Origin of the sequence: Photorhabdus temperata, assembly GCF_025384845.1 — a bacterium.
Taxonomy (GTDB): Bacteria; Pseudomonadota; Gammaproteobacteria; order Enterobacterales; family Enterobacteriaceae; genus Photorhabdus; species Photorhabdus temperata.
On sequence record NZ_JAJAFX010000075.1, the window covers coordinates 1 to 13,362 of the forward strand.

Genomic DNA, 13,362 nt, shown 5'->3' on the forward strand with positions numbered 1-13,362 from the left:
ATCCGTGAAGGTGGCCGTACAGTAGGTGCTGGTGTTGTTGCTAAAGTCATTGCTTAATAGCTGATCGTATATTTAGTCCTAGAACAAGCTTGAACTCGGGTTTGTTTTAGAATAGACACCTGGTGTACTACATCAGGTGTCTGTCGGTTGATGTCTTTAAATAAATCCTTTCCTTGAATTGCCTATATGAATCATCTTGGGGTACTTCTTCTGGTCTCTGGTTTTTGACTGTGACAGTTCGTAGTTTGTCCTTGGGCATTATCCGCTTGTTCCACCAAGATACTCTGGGTACATCTGTACTCATCGCCTATTCGTCATTAAATATGTTAACGTTTGTTCTTATGCTGAGTCCGTTCTCATACAACTAAACATGTGAATCCTGCAATATCGTAAATAAATGATCCCCCTCCTTCCTTCCAATTATCAGCTCTAGAGCAAGTTGTTGGTGTAGGAAATAGTGTAGTTGCTGTGTCTTGAATATGTAGTTGGTTTAGCTAAATTTTATTTGGGGGTGGAATAAGTTTAATAAAGCTACTAGTAGTGATAAAAGTCTTATCTATCAGAATATTATACGGATGAGTGAACCACTTCCATCTGATGAAGGTGAAAGGAAATTTGGAAGGGCTAGATCAGAGAATTAAAATACGAATGATTATTGAAATGATACTCATTATTATTTAATATAGGCTCTAATATGTACTAGAGAGTGCTATTTATGTATGTTTGCCTATGTAATGCGGTGAGTGACAAAACAATACGTAACGCGGTGCGTCAGCATCATGTTCACTCTATCAGAGAACTAAAACGTATTGTGCCTGTAGGCCGTGATTGTGGTAAATGCATACGCCAAGCCAGAGAGCTAATTAATGAGGAAATTGCACAACTGCCTAAGATAGATAACGTTGCTTGATAAAAAATAAGGTAGGTTTACTACTACTCTGCTGAATAGGTACTACACTTTAAGTACTGGAAGCGGAGGAGTAGACTATGAAAGGTGATAAAAAAATAATTGCTCATTTGAACAAACTTCTTGGAAATGAGCTTGTTGCAATTAATCAGTATTTTCTGCATGCCCGGATGTTCAAAAACTGGGGCCTTACCCGCCTTAATGATAAGGAATATCATGAATCTATCGATGAAATGAAACATGCTGATAGGTACATTGAACGTATCCTTTTTCTTGAGGGAATTCCTAATTTGCAGGATTTAGGAAAACTTAACATCGGAGAAGATATTGAAGAAATGCTCAAATCCGACTTGCAACTCGAATTGCAAGGAGCTAAGGATTTGAGAGAAGCTATCGCTTATGCTGATTCGATTCATGACTATGTTAGTCGTGATTTGATGATCGATATCTTAGATGAAGAAGAAGAGCACATTGATTGGCTGGAAACTCAGTTTGAATTAATTGAACGTATGGGGATTCAAAATTATACCCAGGCACAGATCCTTGAAGGAGAATAGCCCTGGAAAAATGCCCTATCTATTAAAGCTAGGGCATCTTATTTCGTACTCATTTTATTGCACTCCGAACAGATTTTCATCTGTATCTTGCTTTGCTAATTGATTTGCGTATAATACGCGGGCTTACTTTGAGTAAGTCTGATTTGTAGTCAGTAAATGCGCAGTGTTTTCTTTTCTGCCATTTTAAAATACTCCCGATATGGGGGTTATATATTGAACGATTACACTCTCCCATCAATCGAAATGGGTACGAGGAGTAGTTATTTACGTTTATAAAATAGTTGGAGCTCTGGTCTCATGCAGAACCAAAGAATCCGTATCCGCCTGAAAGCATTTGATCATCGTTTGATCGATCAATCAACTGCGGAAATTGTCGAGACCGCTAAGCGCACTGGTGCGCAGGTTCGTGGTCCGATCCCGCTGCCGACTCGTAAAGAGCGTTTTACCGTTCTGATTTCTCCGCATGTTAATAAAGATGCGCGTGATCAGTACGAAATTCGCACTCATAAGCGTCTGGTTGACATCGTTGAGCCAACCGAGAAAACCGTTGATGCTCTGATGCGTCTGGATCTGGCTGCCGGTGTAGACGTGCAGATCAGCCTGGGTTAATCAGGTCATTGAACGATTGAGAGGTTGAAACAATGATTGGTTTAGTCGGTAAAAAAGTGGGTATGACTCGTATCTTCACTGAAGATGGAGTTTCAATCCCTGTAACTGTTATCGAAATTGAAGATAACCGTGTTACTCAGGTTAAAGATCTGGATAGCGACGGTTATCGTGCAATTCAGGTTACTACTGGTAGCAAAAAAGCTAACCGTGTAAACAAACCTGAAGCAGGTCATTTCGCTAAAGCTGGCGTTGAAGCTGGCCGTATCCTGCGTGAATTCCGTCTGTCTGAAGACGAAGAATATGCTGTAGGTCAAAGCATTAGCGTTGAAATTTTCGCTGACGTTAAGAAAGTCGACGTTACTGGTACATCTAAAGGTAAAGGTTTTGCTGGTACTGTTAAGCGCTGGAACTTCCGTACCCAAGATGCTAGCCACGGTAACTCTTTGTCTCACCGTGTTCCGGGTTCTATCGGTCAGAACCAAACTCCGGGCAAGGTATTTAAAGGCAAGAAAATGGCAGGCCAACTGGGTAATGAGCGTGTAACCGTTCAAAGCCTAGATGTAGTACGTGTTGACGCTGAGCGCAACCTGCTGCTGGTCAAAGGTGCTGTTCCAGGTGCAACTGGTGGCAACCTGATCGTAAAACCGGCTGTCAAGGCGTAACGTCGAGGAGATAGGAATGGAATTGGTAATGAAAGACGCGCAAGGCGCGCTGACTGTTTCCGAAACTACCTTCGGGCGTGATTTCAATGAAGCGCTTGTGCATCAAGTAGTTGTTGCTTACGCAGCTGGTGCACGTCAAGGTACTCGTGCTCAGAAAACCCGTGCTGAAGTTTCTGGTTCAGGTAAAAAACCATGGCGTCAGAAAGGCACTGGTCGTGCACGCTCTGGTTCTATTAAGAGCCCAATTTGGCGCTCTGGTGGTGTAACTTTCGCAGCTAAGCCACAGGACCACAGTCAAAAAGTTAATAAGAAAATGTACCGCGGTGCTCTGAAAAGCATCCTGTCTGAACTGGTACGTCAAGATCGTCTGATCGTTGTCGAGAGTTTTTCTGTAGAAGCTCCTAAAACTAAGCTTCTGGTTCAGAAACTGAAAGAAATGGCTCTTGAAGATGTGCTGATTATCACTGGTGAAGTTGACGAGAACTTGTTCTTAGCAGCTCGCAACCTGTACAAGGTTGACGTTCGTGATGCAGCTGGTATCGATCCGGTTAGTTTGATCGCCTTCGATAAAGTGGTTATGACTGCTGACGCTGTGAAGCAAGTTGAGGAGATGCTGGCATGATCCGTGAAGAACGTCTGCTAAAAGTACTGCGCGCGCCGCACGTATCTGAAAAAGCTTCTACAGCGATGGAAAAAAGCAATACCATCGTTCTCAAAGTTGCAAAAGACGCGACTAAAGCAGAAATTAAAGCTGCTGTGCAGAAATTGTTTGAAGTCGAAGTTGAAGCTGTTAACACTTTGCTGGTTAAAGGCAAAACTAAACGCCACGGTCAGCGTATTGGTCGTCGTAGCGACTGGAAAAAAGCTTATGTCACTCTGAAGGAAGGCCAGAATATGGACTTCATCGGTGGTGCAGAGTAAGTCGGAGGAGTAAAGAACAATGGCAATTGTTAAATGTAAACCTACGTCTCCGGGCCGTCGCCACGTTGTTAAAGTGGTTAACCCTGAGCTGCATAAGGGTAAACCTTATGCTCCGTTGCTGGAAAAAAGCAGCAAAACCGGTGGTCGTAACAACAATGGACGTATTACCACTCGTCACATCGGTGGTGGCCACAAACAGCACTATCGTTTGATTGACTTCAAGCGTAACAAAGATGGTATCCCTGCTGTAGTTGAGCGTTTGGAATATGATCCAAACCGTTCAGCAAATATCGCCCTGGTTCTGTATAAAGACGGTGAACGTCGTTATATTCTTGCACCTAAAGGCCTGAAAGCTGGTGATCAGATCCAATCTGGTGCTGATGCAGCTATCAAAGCTGGTAATGCATTGCCAATGCGTAATATCCCGGTTGGTTCTACTGTACACAACGTAGAGATGAAGCCGGGTAAAGGCGGCCAGTTAGCTCGTTCCGCTGGTGCATATGTTCAGATCGTTGCTCGTGATGGTTCTTATGTAACCTTGCGTTTGCGCTCTGGTGAAATGCGTAAAGTTCTGTCTGACTGCCGCGCTACTTTAGGTGAAGTTGGTAACGCAGAACATATGCTACGTGTTCTGGGTAAAGCTGGTGCAAGTCGCTGGCGTGGCATTCGTCCTACCGTTCGTGGTACGGCGATGAACCCAGTAGATCACCCACATGGTGGTGGTGAAGGTCGTAACTTTGGTAAACATCCTGTAACTCCTTGGGGTGTTCAAACTAAAGGTAAGAAGACCCGTAGTAATAAACGTACTGATCAGTTCATTGTACGTCGCCGTACTAAAAAATAATTAGAGGATAAGCCATGCCACGTTCTCTCAAGAAAGGTCCATTTATTGACCTGCACTTGCTGAAGAAGGTAGAGAAAGCGGTGGAAAGCGGAGACAAAAAGCCTATTAAGACTTGGTCCCGTCGTTCAACGATCTTTCCTAACATGATCGGTTTGACCATCGCTGTCCATAATGGTCGTCAGCATGTACCAGTTTTTGTTTCCGACGAAATGGTTGGTCACAAACTAGGTGAATTTGCGCCGACTCGTACTTATCGCGGCCATGCGGCCGATAAAAAGGCTAAAAAGCGCTAAGGTAGGAGGAAGAGATGGAAATTATCGCTAAACATCGCCACGCTCGTTCTTCTGCTCAGAAGGTTCGCCTTGTAGCTGACCTGATTCGCGGTAAGAAAGTGTCGCAAGCTCTGGAAACTTTGACCTATACCAACAAGAAAGCTGCTGGTTTAGTGAAGAAGGTACTTGAGTCTGCTATTGCTAATGCAGAACACAACGATGGTGCTGACATTGATGATCTGAAAGTCACGAAGATTTTCGTAGACGAAGGCCCTACCATGAAGCGCATTATGCCTCGTGCGAAAGGTCGTGCAGATCGCATCCTGAAGCGCAGCAGCCACATTACTGTGGTTGTGTCCGATCGCTGAGACTCTGGAGACTAGCAATGGGTCAGAAAGTACATCCTAATGGTATTCGCCTGGGTATCGTCAAACCTTGGAACTCTACCTGGTATGCGAATACCAAAGAATTCGCTGACAACCTGGACAGCGATTTTAAAGTGCGCCAGTACTTGAATAAAGAACTGGCAAAAGCGTCTATTTCACGCATTGTTATTGAACGTCCTGCTAAAAGCATCCGTGTAACTATTCACACTGCTCGCCCAGGTATCGTAATCGGTAAGAAAGGTGAAGACGTAGAAAAACTGCGTAAAACTGTAGCGGAAATCGCTGGTGTGCCTGCGCAAATTAATATCTCTGAAGTGCGTAAGCCTGAGCTGGACGCTAAACTGGTTGCTGATAGTATTACTTCGCAGCTGGAACGTCGTGTTATGTTCCGCCGTGCTATGAAGCGCGCAGTTCAGAACGCAATGCGTTTGGGCGCTAAAGGCATTAAAGTGGAAGTAAGTGGCCGTTTGGGCGGTGCTGAAATTGCGCGTACTGAATGGTATCGTGAAGGTCGTGTACCATTGCACACACTGCGTGCAGACATCGACTATAATACTTCAGAAGCGCACACCACTTATGGTGTACTCGGCGTTAAGGTATGGATCTTCAAAGGTGAGATCTTGGGTGGTATGGCTGCTGTTGAACAGGCGGAAAAACCGGCTGCGCAACCTAAAAAGCAGCAGCGTAAAGGCCGCAAGTAAGGAGAGTCGCTGATGTTACAACCAAAGCGTACGAAATTCCGTAAAGTGCATAAAGGCCGTAACCGTGGCCTGGCAGCAGGTGCGGATGTTAGCTTCGGCACTTTCGGTCTGAAAGCTGTGGGCCGTGGTCGTCTGACTGCACGTCAGATTGAAGCGGCACGTCGTGCTATGACCCGTGCAATTAAACGTCAAGGTAAAATCTGGATCCGTGTATTCCCAGACAAACCTATCACTGAAAAGCCACTCGAAGTGCGTATGGGTAAAGGTAAAGGTAACGTAGAATATTGGGTTGCCTTGATCCAGCCCGGTAAAGTCCTTTATGAAATGGACGGTGTGCCTGAAGAGCTGGCTCGTGAAGCATTCAAGCTGGCAGCAGCGAAACTGCCTATCAAAACCACCTTTGTAACTAAGACGGTGATGTAATGAAAGCACAAGAGCTGCGCGAAAAAAGCGTTGAAGAGCTGAACACTGAGCTGCTGAACCTGCTGCGTGAACAATTTAATCTGCGTATGCAGGCAGCAAGTGGCCAGCTACAACAGTCTCATCTGTTGAAACAAGTGCGTCGTGATATCGCACGCGTTAAGACTTTACTGACTGAGAAGGCGGGTGCGTAATGACCGATAAAATCCGTACTCTGCAAGGTCGTGTTGTTAGTGACAAAATGGAAAAATCTATTGTTGTTGCTATTGAGCGTAAGGTGAAACATCCTCTGTATGGTAAGTTCATCAAACGTACGACTAAACTGCACGTACATGACGAGAACAATGAATGTGGAATCGGTGATGTAGTGGAAATCCGCGAAACCCGTCCATTGTCCAAAACTAAATCTTGGACTTTAGTTCGCGTTGTAGAGAAAGCGATTCTGTAAGCTGACTCGAATAGAGTAAACGGCTCAGATTATGGGCCGTTTATTTTTTCTATCCATATCTGAGATGTGGTGTTATAATGCCGCGCCCTCATGGTATGGGGTATTTGAACGGCCTCTTTATAATAATGAAGTGGGCTCAGTAGTAGTTGACATTTAGCGGAGCACTAAAATGATCCAAGAACAGACTATGCTGAACGTGGCCGACAACTCCGGTGCACGTCGCGTAATGTGTATCAAGGTTCTGGGTGGCTCGCACCGTCGCTACGCACATGTCGGCGACATCATTAAAATCACCATCAAGGAAGCAATTCCTCGCGGTAAAGTGAAAAAAGGTGATGTCCTGAAAGCGGTAGTGGTGCGCACCAAGAAGGGTGTTCGTCGCCCTGACGGTTCTGTCATTCGCTTCGATGGCAATGCTTGTGTGTTGTTAAACAACACGAGTGAGCAAGTTATCGGTACGCGTATTTTTGGGCCGGTAACTCGTGAACTTCGTAATGAAAAGTTCATGAAAATTATCTCCCTGGCACCAGAAGTACTCTAAGGAGCGGACAATGGCAGCGAAAATCCGTCGTGATGACGAAGTTATCGTGCTGACTGGCAAAGATAAAGGTAAGCGCGGTAAAGTAAAACAGGTTCTTCCTACTGGGAAGGTCATTGTTGAAGGTATTAACTTGGTTAAAAAACATCAGAAGCCTGTTCCGGCGCTGAATCAACCAGGTGGCATCGTTGAAAAAGAAGCTGCAATTCAAGTTTCAAACGTTGCAATCTTCAATGCGGCAACCAGCAAGGCTGACCGTGTAGGTTTTAGATTTGAAGACGGTAAAAAAGTTCGTTTCTTTAAATCTAATAGCGAAACTATCAAGTAATTTGGAGTAATACGATGGCGAAACTGCATGATTACTACAAAGACGAGGTAGTCCAAAAACTGATGGCTCAGTTTGACTACAATTCTGTCATGCAAGTCCCTCGGGTCGAGAAGATCACCCTGAACATGGGTGTTGGTGAAGCGATCGCTGATAAGAAACTGCTGGATAATGCAGCAGCGGATCTAACAGCAATCTCTGGTCAAAAACCACTGATCACCAAAGCACGCAAATCAGTTGCAGGCTTCAAAATCCGTCAGGGCTATCCAATCGGCTGTAAAGTAACTCTGCGTGGTGAACGCATGTGGGAGTTTCTTGAGCGCCTGATTTCTATTGCTGTACCTCGTATCCGTGACTTCCGTGGCTTGTCCGCTAAGTCATTTGATGGTCGTGGTAATTACAGCATGGGTGTACGTGAGCAAATCATCTTCCCTGAAATCGATTATGATAAAGTGGATCGTGTTCGTGGATTAGATATTACTATCACCACAACTGCGAAATCTGATGATGAAGGCCGCGCACTGTTGGCTGCTTTTAACTTCCCGTTCCGCAAGTAAGGCAGGGTATTCATGGCTAAGCAATCAATGAAAGCACGTGATGTAAAACGTGTGAAATTAGCTGAAAAATTCTTCACTAAACGTGTAGAACTGAAAGCTATCATTTCTGATGTGAATGCATCTGATGAAGAACGTTGGAATGCTGTTCTTAAGCTGCAAACACTGCCACGTGATTCCAGCCCTTCTCGTCAGCGTAATCGCTGCCGCCAAACTGGGCGTCCGCATGGATTTTTGCGGAAGTTTGGGTTGAGTCGTATTAAAGTCCGTGAAGCCGCTATGCGCGGTGAAATTCCGGGCCTTAAGAAGGCTAGCTGGTAATTGTCACCAATTGAATCACGGGAGTAAAGACAGATGAGCATGCAAGATCCCATCGCGGATATGCTGACCCGTATCCGTAACGGTCAGGCCGCGAATAAAGTTGCGGTCACCATGCCTTCCTCCAAGCTGAAAGTGGCAATTGCCAAAGTGCTGAAGGAAGAAGGTTATATTGAAGATTTTAAAATTGAAGGCGACACCAAGCCAGAACTGGAATTAGTACTGAAGTACTTCCAGGGTAAGGCTGTCGTAGAAAGTATTCAGCGTGTAAGCCGTCCAAGTCTGCGCATCTATAAGAAAAAAGATGAGCTGCCACAAGTTATGGCTGGTTTAGGTATTGCTGTTGTTTCTACTTCTAAAGGTGTAATGACTGATCGTGCAGCTCGCCAAGCAGGTCTTGGTGGCGAGATTCTCTGCTACGTAGCTTAATTCGGGAGGAAAGAATGTCTCGTGTTGCAAAAGCACCCGTCGTCATTCCTGCCAGCGTAGAGGTAACACTCAACGGTCAGGTTATTTCGATTAAGGGTAAAAACGGCGAGCTGAGTCGTACAATCCACAGCGCAGTTGAAGTTAAGCATGCAGATAACCAACTGACTTTCGCTCCACGCGATGGCTATGTTGATGGTTGGGCACAGGCGGGTACGACTCGCTCTTTGCTGAATGCCATGGTTATTGGTGTTACCGAAGGCTTCACTAAGAAGCTTCAACTGGTAGGTGTTGGTTATCGTGCAGCAGTCAAAGGCAATGTTGTTAACATGTCTCTGGGCTTCTCGCATCCAGTTGACCACGAACTGCCAGTAGGCATTACTGCAGAATGTCCGTCACAGACTGAAATCGTACTGAAAGGTGCTGATAAGCAGGTAATCGGTCAGGTTGCGGCAGAACTGCGTGCCTATCGTCGTCCTGAGCCTTATAAAGGTAAGGGTGTTCGTTACGCCGACGAAGTCGTGCGTATCAAAGAGGCTAAGAAGAAGTAAGGTAACACTATGGATAAGAAAGCAGCTCGTATCCGTCGTGCGACCCGCGCACGCCGCAAGCTCCAGGAACTGGGTGCAACTCGCCTGGTGGTACATCGTACCCCACGCCATATTTATGCGCAGGTTATCGCACCAAACGGTTCTGAAACTTTGGTGGCAGCTTCTACTACAGAAAAAGCTATCAATGAGCAACTGAAATACACTGGAAATAAAGAAGCAGCAGCAGCAGTTGGTAAAGCAATTGCTGAACGTGCACTGGAGAAAGGTATCAAAGATGTATCCTTTGACCGTTCTGGTTTCCAATATCATGGTCGAGTCCAGGCACTGGCAGATGCTGCCCGTGAAGCTGGCCTTCAGTTCTAAGGTAGAGGTGTAAGATGGCTCACATCGAAAAACAAGCTGGCGAACTGCAGGAAAAGCTGATCGCGGTAAACCGCGTATCTAAAACCGTAAAAGGTGGCCGGATTTTCAGCTTTACCGCACTGACTGTTGTAGGTGATGGTAATGGTCGCGTTGGCTTTGGCTACGGCAAAGCACGCGAAGTTCCGGCAGCAATCCAGAAAGCGATGGAAAAAGCCCGTCGCAATATGAAAACCGTCGCACTAAACAGCGGCACTCTGCATCACCCAGTGAAAGGTACACACACCGGTTCCCGTGTGTTCATGCAACCTGCTCACGAAGGTACTGGTATCATCGCAGGCGGTGCTATGCGTGCTGTTTTGGAAGTGGCTGGTGTTCGTAACGTACTGGCTAAAACCTATGGTTCCACTAACCCTATTAATGTGGTTCGTGCAACTCTGGATGCTTTAGACAGCATGAAGTCTCCAGAAATGGTCGCAGCTAAGCGTGGTAAATCCGTCGAAGAAATTCTGGGGTAATGGCCATGGCTAAGACTATTAAAGTAACACAAATTCGCAGTTCAATCGGCCGCCTGCCTAAACATAAGGCAACTTTGGTTGGTTTAGGTCTGCGTCGTATCGGTCATACAGTAGAGCGCGAAGATACTCCTGCTATACGTGGTATGATCAACTTGGTTTCCTATATGGTTAAAGTTGAGGAGTAACAGATGCGCTTAAATACTCTGTCTCCGGCTGAAGGTGCCAAGCATGCACCTAAACGTGTAGGTCGTGGTATTGGTTCTGGCTTGGGTAAAACTGGTGGCCGTGGCCACAAAGGTCAGAAATCTCGTTCTGGCGGTGGCGTACGTCGCGGTTTTGAAGGTGGTCAGATGCCTTTATACCGTCGTTTGCCAAAATTTGGCTTCACTTCACGTAAGGCAATGATTACAGCAGAAGTTCGTCTGTCTGATTTCGCCGCTGTTGAAGGCGATGTCATCGATCTGAACGCACTGAAAGCCGCTAACATCGTTGGCACTCAAATTGAATTCGCAAAAGTTATGCTTTCTGGCGAAATCAATCGCGCAGTAACTGTGCGTGGCCTTCGTGTTACTAAGGGCGCTCGTGCGGCAATTGAAGCTGCTGGCGGTAAAATTGAGGAATAAGTAACAGATGGCTAAACAACCAGGATTAGATTTTCAAAGCGCTAAAGGTGGACTGGGCGAGCTGAAACGCAGACTGTTGTTTGTTATTGGAGCGCTGATTGTTTTCCGTATTGGTTCTTTTATTCCTATCCCTGGTATTGATGCCACTGTGCTTGCCAAATTGCTCGAACAGCAAAGGGGCACCATCATTGAAATGTTTAACATGTTCTCTGGTGGTGCTTTAAGCCGTGCTTCTATCTTTGCACTGGGGATAATGCCGTATATTTCTGCGTCTATTATTATTCAGTTGTTGACGGTGGTTCACCCAACGTTGGCAGAGATTAAGAAGGAAGGGGAAGCTGGTCGTCGTAAGATTAGCCAGTATACTCGCTATGGTACTTTAGTGCTGGCTATATTCCAGTCAATCGGTATTGCTACTGGTTTGCCAAATATGCCAGGAATGCAAGGGCTGGTGATTAACCCAGGGTTTGCTTTCTACTTCACGGCTGTTGTGAGCCTAGTTACTGGGACTATGTTCCTGATGTGGTTGGGTGAACAGATTACTGAGCGTGGTATTGGAAACGGTATCTCTATCATAATCTTTGCTGGTATTGTTGCGGGTTTGCCGCCGGCCATCGGCCATACCATTGAGCAAGCTCGGCAAGGCGATCTGCACTTCCTCCTGTTGCTGTTGGTTGCAGTATTAGTGTTTGCAGTAACTTTCTTCGTTGTTTTCATGGAGCGTGGTCAACGACGTATCGTTGTTAACTATGCGAAACGTCAACAAGGTCGCCGAGTTTATGCTGCACAGAGCACACATTTACCGTTGAAAGTGAATATGGCTGGGGTTATCCCTGCAATTTTCGCTTCCAGCATTATTCTGTTCCCTGGTACCATAGCTTCTTGGTTTGGGGGCGGAACTGGCTGGAACTGGCTGACTACTATTTCAATGTATTTGCAGCCTGGGCAACCGCTTTATGTGTTACTCTACGCGTCTGCAATCATCTTCTTCTGTTTCTTTTATACAGCGTTGGTTTTTAACCCGAGAGAAACAGCAGATAACCTGAAGAAGTCCGGTGCATTTGTACCAGGAATTCGTCCGGGAGAGCAAACGGCCAAGTACATTGATAAGGTAATGACACGCCTGACTTTAGTTGGTGCGATGTATATTACTTTTATCTGCTTAATCCCGGAGTTCATGCGTGATGCGATGAAGGTACCATTTTATTTTGGCGGTACTTCGCTACTTATAGTAGTTGTGGTCATCATGGACTTTATGGCTCAAGTGCAAACTCTGATGATGTCAAGTCAGTATGAGTCTGCATTGAAGAAGGCAAACCTTAAAGGTTATAACCGCTGATTGGTGGTTTGCTTGAGAAGTTACGGAGAGTAAAAATGAAAGTTCGTGCTTCCGTCAAGAAATTATGTCGCAACTGCAAAGTCGTTAAGCGTAACGGTGTCGTTCGTGTGATTTGTAGTGCAGAGCCTAAGCATAAACAACGCCAAGGCTGATAAAATAGCATATTTTTCTTGCAAAGTCGGTTTGAGCTGGCTAAATTAGCCAGCCAATCTTTTTATATCACAGCAACATTGTTTGAGTATCCTGAAAACGGGCTTTTCAGAATAGTGTTGCCGTAAATAATTGTAGGAGTGCATAGTGGCCCGTATAGCAGGCATTAACATTCCTGATCAGAAGCATACCGTAATCGCTTTAACATCGATCTACGGAATCGGCAAAACTCGCTCCCAAGCCATTTGTGCTGCAGCGGGTATTGCTGAACATGTTAAGATCAGTGAGCTGTCTGAAGAGCAAATTGACAAGCTGCGTGACGAAGTTGCCAAATACGTTGTAGAAGGTGATCTGCGTCGTGAAGTAACCCTGAGCATCAAACGTCTGATGGATCTTGGTACTTATCGTGGTTTACGTCACCGTCGTGGTCTACCGGTTCGCGGTCAGCGTACTAAGACCAATGCACGTACCCGTAAGGGTCCACGTAAGCCGATCAAGAAATAATCGGGGTATTGTATAATGGCAAAAGCACCTATTCGTGCACGTAAGCGTGTAAGAAAGCAAGTCTCTGACGGTGTGGCTCATATCCATGCTTCTTTCAACAACACCATCGTGACCATTACTGACCGTCAGGGTAACGCTCTGGGTTGGGCAACTGCGGGTGGTTCCGGTTTCCGTGGTTCTCGTAAATCTACTCCGTTTGCGGCTCAAGTTGCAGCAGAGCGCTGTGCTGAAGCAGTGAAAGAATACGGAATTAAGAACCTGGAAGTTATGGTTAAAGGACCTGGTCCTGGCCGAGAGTCAACTATCCGAGCGTTAAATGCGGCAGGTTTCCGCATCACTAACATTACTGATGTGACTCCGATCCCTCATAACGGTTGTCGTCCACCTAAAAAACGTCGCGTTTAATAGCGTTTACTTTTTTAGGTTTGT

The 13,362-nt window shown here is 45.7% G+C and carries 27 protein-coding genes; all 27 read left to right on the forward strand.

Features of this window, described 5'->3' with window-relative positions:
• The first annotated feature begins 715 nt into the window (after positions 1-715).
• The 27 genes from bfd to rpsK all read left to right on the forward strand — a co-directional run bounded on the left by bfd (position 716) and on the right by rpsK (position 13,338).
• Positions 716-910, forward strand: coding sequence for a bacterioferritin-associated ferredoxin (bfd, locus tag LGZ99_RS21190; RefSeq protein WP_021322800.1), 195 nt, complete (start codon positions 716-718; stop codon positions 908-910).
• A gap of 77 nt (positions 911-987) precedes the next feature.
• Positions 988-1,464, forward strand: a complete 477-nt coding sequence (gene bfr, locus LGZ99_RS21195) for a bacterioferritin (protein WP_036841114.1) — start codon at positions 988-990, stop codon at positions 1,462-1,464.
• Between the two features lie 297 nt (positions 1,465-1,761).
• Positions 1,762-2,073: a 30S ribosomal protein S10 gene (gene rpsJ, locus LGZ99_RS21200; protein ID WP_001181005.1), complete on the forward strand. Its 312-nt coding sequence runs from the start codon at positions 1,762-1,764 to the stop codon at positions 2,071-2,073.
• A 32-nt stretch (positions 2,074-2,105) separates the two neighbouring features.
• Entirely contained in the window at positions 2,106-2,735 is a 630-nt protein-coding gene (gene rplC / locus LGZ99_RS21205) for a 50S ribosomal protein L3 (RefSeq protein ID WP_036841116.1), read from the forward strand.
• A 16-nt stretch (positions 2,736-2,751) separates the two neighbouring features.
• Positions 2,752-3,357 carry a 50S ribosomal protein L4 gene (gene rplD / locus LGZ99_RS21210; protein ID WP_021322797.1) on the forward strand — a complete coding sequence of 202 codons (606 nt, stop codon included), beginning with the start codon at positions 2,752-2,754 and terminating at the stop codon, positions 3,355-3,357.
• Entirely contained in the window at positions 3,354-3,656 is a 303-nt protein-coding gene (gene rplW, locus LGZ99_RS21215) for a 50S ribosomal protein L23 (RefSeq protein WP_036841117.1), read from the forward strand. Before rplD ends, rplW begins: the two co-directional genes overlap by 4 nt.
• Before the next feature lie 19 nt (positions 3,657-3,675).
• Positions 3,676-4,500, forward strand: coding sequence for a 50S ribosomal protein L2 (gene rplB / locus LGZ99_RS21220; RefSeq protein WP_021322795.1), 825 nt, complete (start codon positions 3,676-3,678; stop codon positions 4,498-4,500).
• A 14-nt stretch (positions 4,501-4,514) separates the two neighbouring features.
• Positions 4,515-4,793: a 30S ribosomal protein S19 gene (gene rpsS / locus LGZ99_RS21225; protein ID WP_011148791.1), complete on the forward strand. Its 279-nt coding sequence runs from the start codon at positions 4,515-4,517 to the stop codon at positions 4,791-4,793.
• A 14-nt stretch (positions 4,794-4,807) separates the two neighbouring features.
• A complete protein-coding gene (rplV, locus tag LGZ99_RS21230; protein ID WP_036841118.1) occupies positions 4,808-5,140 on the forward strand; it encodes a 50S ribosomal protein L22 in 333 nt (110 codons plus the stop codon).
• A 17-nt stretch (positions 5,141-5,157) separates the two neighbouring features.
• Positions 5,158-5,859: a 30S ribosomal protein S3 gene (gene rpsC, locus LGZ99_RS21235; protein ID WP_015836279.1), complete on the forward strand. Its 702-nt coding sequence runs from the start codon at positions 5,158-5,160 to the stop codon at positions 5,857-5,859.
• Between the two features lie 12 nt (positions 5,860-5,871).
• Positions 5,872-6,282: a 50S ribosomal protein L16 gene (gene rplP, locus LGZ99_RS21240; RefSeq protein ID WP_012990491.1), complete on the forward strand. Its 411-nt coding sequence runs from the start codon at positions 5,872-5,874 to the stop codon at positions 6,280-6,282.
• Positions 6,282-6,473 carry a 50S ribosomal protein L29 gene (gene rpmC / locus LGZ99_RS21245; protein ID WP_021322794.1) on the forward strand — a complete coding sequence of 64 codons (192 nt, stop codon included), beginning with the start codon at positions 6,282-6,284 and terminating at the stop codon, positions 6,471-6,473. Before rplP ends, rpmC begins: the two co-directional genes overlap by 1 nt.
• Entirely contained in the window at positions 6,473-6,727 is a 255-nt protein-coding gene (gene rpsQ, locus LGZ99_RS21250) for a 30S ribosomal protein S17 (protein ID WP_011148786.1), read from the forward strand. The genes rpmC and rpsQ overlap by 1 nt, the downstream gene beginning before the upstream one ends.
• Positions 6,728-6,896: 169 nt before the next feature.
• Positions 6,897-7,268 (forward strand): 50S ribosomal protein L14, encoded by a 372-nt coding sequence (gene rplN, locus LGZ99_RS21255; protein ID WP_015836277.1) that lies wholly within the window; start codon positions 6,897-6,899, stop codon positions 7,266-7,268.
• 10 nt (positions 7,269-7,278) lie between these two features.
• Entirely contained in the window at positions 7,279-7,593 is a 315-nt protein-coding gene (rplX, locus tag LGZ99_RS21260) for a 50S ribosomal protein L24 (RefSeq protein WP_021322793.1), read from the forward strand.
• Positions 7,594-7,607: 14 nt separating this feature from the next.
• Positions 7,608-8,147, forward strand: coding sequence for a 50S ribosomal protein L5 (rplE, locus tag LGZ99_RS21265; protein ID WP_021322792.1), 540 nt, complete (start codon positions 7,608-7,610; stop codon positions 8,145-8,147).
• Positions 8,148-8,159: 12 nt separating this feature from the next.
• The gene (gene rpsN / locus LGZ99_RS21270; RefSeq protein WP_021322791.1) at positions 8,160-8,465 is read left to right on the forward strand and encodes a 30S ribosomal protein S14; all 306 of its coding nucleotides are present in this window, start codon (positions 8,160-8,162) and stop codon (positions 8,463-8,465) included.
• Between the two features lie 33 nt (positions 8,466-8,498).
• Positions 8,499-8,891, forward strand: a complete 393-nt coding sequence (gene rpsH, locus LGZ99_RS21275) for a 30S ribosomal protein S8 (protein WP_021322790.1) — start codon at positions 8,499-8,501, stop codon at positions 8,889-8,891.
• A gap of 14 nt (positions 8,892-8,905) precedes the next feature.
• A complete protein-coding gene (gene rplF / locus LGZ99_RS21280) occupies positions 8,906-9,439 on the forward strand; it encodes a 50S ribosomal protein L6 (RefSeq protein WP_023043908.1) in 534 nt (177 codons plus the stop codon).
• Between the two features lie 9 nt (positions 9,440-9,448).
• Positions 9,449-9,802, forward strand: coding sequence for a 50S ribosomal protein L18 (gene rplR, locus LGZ99_RS21285; protein WP_011148779.1), 354 nt, complete (start codon positions 9,449-9,451; stop codon positions 9,800-9,802).
• A 14-nt stretch (positions 9,803-9,816) separates the two neighbouring features.
• Entirely contained in the window at positions 9,817-10,317 is a 501-nt protein-coding gene (rpsE, locus tag LGZ99_RS21290) for a 30S ribosomal protein S5 (RefSeq protein ID WP_021322788.1), read from the forward strand.
• Positions 10,318-10,322: 5 nt separating this feature from the next.
• Entirely contained in the window at positions 10,323-10,502 is a 180-nt protein-coding gene (gene rpmD / locus LGZ99_RS21295; RefSeq protein WP_011148777.1) for a 50S ribosomal protein L30, read from the forward strand.
• 3 nt (positions 10,503-10,505) lie between these two features.
• The gene (gene rplO / locus LGZ99_RS21300; protein ID WP_021322787.1) at positions 10,506-10,940 is read left to right on the forward strand and encodes a 50S ribosomal protein L15; all 435 of its coding nucleotides are present in this window, start codon (positions 10,506-10,508) and stop codon (positions 10,938-10,940) included.
• Positions 10,941-10,947: 7 nt separating this feature from the next.
• Positions 10,948-12,279, forward strand: a complete 1,332-nt coding sequence (gene secY, locus LGZ99_RS21305; RefSeq protein ID WP_011148775.1) for a preprotein translocase subunit SecY — start codon at positions 10,948-10,950, stop codon at positions 12,277-12,279.
• A 35-nt stretch (positions 12,280-12,314) separates the two neighbouring features.
• Positions 12,315-12,431: a 50S ribosomal protein L36 gene (gene rpmJ, locus LGZ99_RS21310; protein WP_017493620.1), complete on the forward strand. Its 117-nt coding sequence runs from the start codon at positions 12,315-12,317 to the stop codon at positions 12,429-12,431.
• Between the two features lie 145 nt (positions 12,432-12,576).
• The gene (gene rpsM, locus LGZ99_RS21315) at positions 12,577-12,933 is read left to right on the forward strand and encodes a 30S ribosomal protein S13 (RefSeq protein WP_011148774.1); all 357 of its coding nucleotides are present in this window, start codon (positions 12,577-12,579) and stop codon (positions 12,931-12,933) included.
• Between the two features lie 15 nt (positions 12,934-12,948).
• Positions 12,949-13,338: a 30S ribosomal protein S11 gene (gene rpsK, locus LGZ99_RS21320; RefSeq protein WP_002919257.1), complete on the forward strand. Its 390-nt coding sequence runs from the start codon at positions 12,949-12,951 to the stop codon at positions 13,336-13,338.
• Positions 13,339-13,362: the final 24 nt, after the last annotated feature.

Excerpts from the sequence above, each read along its gene's own strand:
- bfd (WP_021322800.1), top strand. The coding sequence starts at position 716 with ATGTATGTTTGCCTATGTAATGCGGTGAGTGACAAAACAATACGTAAC.
- bfr (WP_036841114.1), top strand. The coding sequence starts at position 988 with ATGAAAGGTGATAAAAAAATAATTGCTCATTTGAACAAACTTCTTGGA.
- rpsJ (WP_001181005.1), top strand. The coding sequence starts at position 1,762 with ATGCAGAACCAAAGAATCCGTATCCGCCTGAAAGCATTTGATCATCGT.
- rplC (WP_036841116.1), top strand. The coding sequence starts at position 2,106 with ATGATTGGTTTAGTCGGTAAAAAAGTGGGTATGACTCGTATCTTCACT.
- rplD (WP_021322797.1), top strand. The coding sequence starts at position 2,752 with ATGGAATTGGTAATGAAAGACGCGCAAGGCGCGCTGACTGTTTCCGAA.
- rplW (WP_036841117.1), top strand. The coding sequence starts at position 3,354 with ATGATCCGTGAAGAACGTCTGCTAAAAGTACTGCGCGCGCCGCACGTA.
- rplB (WP_021322795.1), top strand. The coding sequence starts at position 3,676 with ATGGCAATTGTTAAATGTAAACCTACGTCTCCGGGCCGTCGCCACGTT.
- rpsS (WP_011148791.1), top strand. The coding sequence starts at position 4,515 with ATGCCACGTTCTCTCAAGAAAGGTCCATTTATTGACCTGCACTTGCTG.
- rplV (WP_036841118.1), top strand. The coding sequence starts at position 4,808 with ATGGAAATTATCGCTAAACATCGCCACGCTCGTTCTTCTGCTCAGAAG.
- rpsC (WP_015836279.1), top strand. The coding sequence starts at position 5,158 with ATGGGTCAGAAAGTACATCCTAATGGTATTCGCCTGGGTATCGTCAAA.
- rplP (WP_012990491.1), top strand. The coding sequence starts at position 5,872 with ATGTTACAACCAAAGCGTACGAAATTCCGTAAAGTGCATAAAGGCCGT.
- rpmC (WP_021322794.1), top strand. The coding sequence starts at position 6,282 with ATGAAAGCACAAGAGCTGCGCGAAAAAAGCGTTGAAGAGCTGAACACT.
- rpsQ (WP_011148786.1), top strand. The coding sequence starts at position 6,473 with ATGACCGATAAAATCCGTACTCTGCAAGGTCGTGTTGTTAGTGACAAA.
- rplN (WP_015836277.1), top strand. The coding sequence starts at position 6,897 with ATGATCCAAGAACAGACTATGCTGAACGTGGCCGACAACTCCGGTGCA.
- rplX (WP_021322793.1), top strand. The coding sequence starts at position 7,279 with ATGGCAGCGAAAATCCGTCGTGATGACGAAGTTATCGTGCTGACTGGC.
- rplE (WP_021322792.1), top strand. The coding sequence starts at position 7,608 with ATGGCGAAACTGCATGATTACTACAAAGACGAGGTAGTCCAAAAACTG.
- rpsN (WP_021322791.1), top strand. The coding sequence starts at position 8,160 with ATGGCTAAGCAATCAATGAAAGCACGTGATGTAAAACGTGTGAAATTA.
- rpsH (WP_021322790.1), top strand. The coding sequence starts at position 8,499 with ATGAGCATGCAAGATCCCATCGCGGATATGCTGACCCGTATCCGTAAC.
- rplF (WP_023043908.1), top strand. The coding sequence starts at position 8,906 with ATGTCTCGTGTTGCAAAAGCACCCGTCGTCATTCCTGCCAGCGTAGAG.
- rplR (WP_011148779.1), top strand. The coding sequence starts at position 9,449 with ATGGATAAGAAAGCAGCTCGTATCCGTCGTGCGACCCGCGCACGCCGC.
- rpsE (WP_021322788.1), top strand. The coding sequence starts at position 9,817 with ATGGCTCACATCGAAAAACAAGCTGGCGAACTGCAGGAAAAGCTGATC.
- rpmD (WP_011148777.1), top strand. The coding sequence starts at position 10,323 with ATGGCTAAGACTATTAAAGTAACACAAATTCGCAGTTCAATCGGCCGC.
- rplO (WP_021322787.1), top strand. The coding sequence starts at position 10,506 with ATGCGCTTAAATACTCTGTCTCCGGCTGAAGGTGCCAAGCATGCACCT.
- secY (WP_011148775.1), top strand. The coding sequence starts at position 10,948 with ATGGCTAAACAACCAGGATTAGATTTTCAAAGCGCTAAAGGTGGACTG.
- rpmJ (WP_017493620.1), top strand. The coding sequence starts at position 12,315 with ATGAAAGTTCGTGCTTCCGTCAAGAAATTATGTCGCAACTGCAAAGTC.
- rpsK (WP_002919257.1), top strand. The coding sequence starts at position 12,949 with ATGGCAAAAGCACCTATTCGTGCACGTAAGCGTGTAAGAAAGCAAGTC.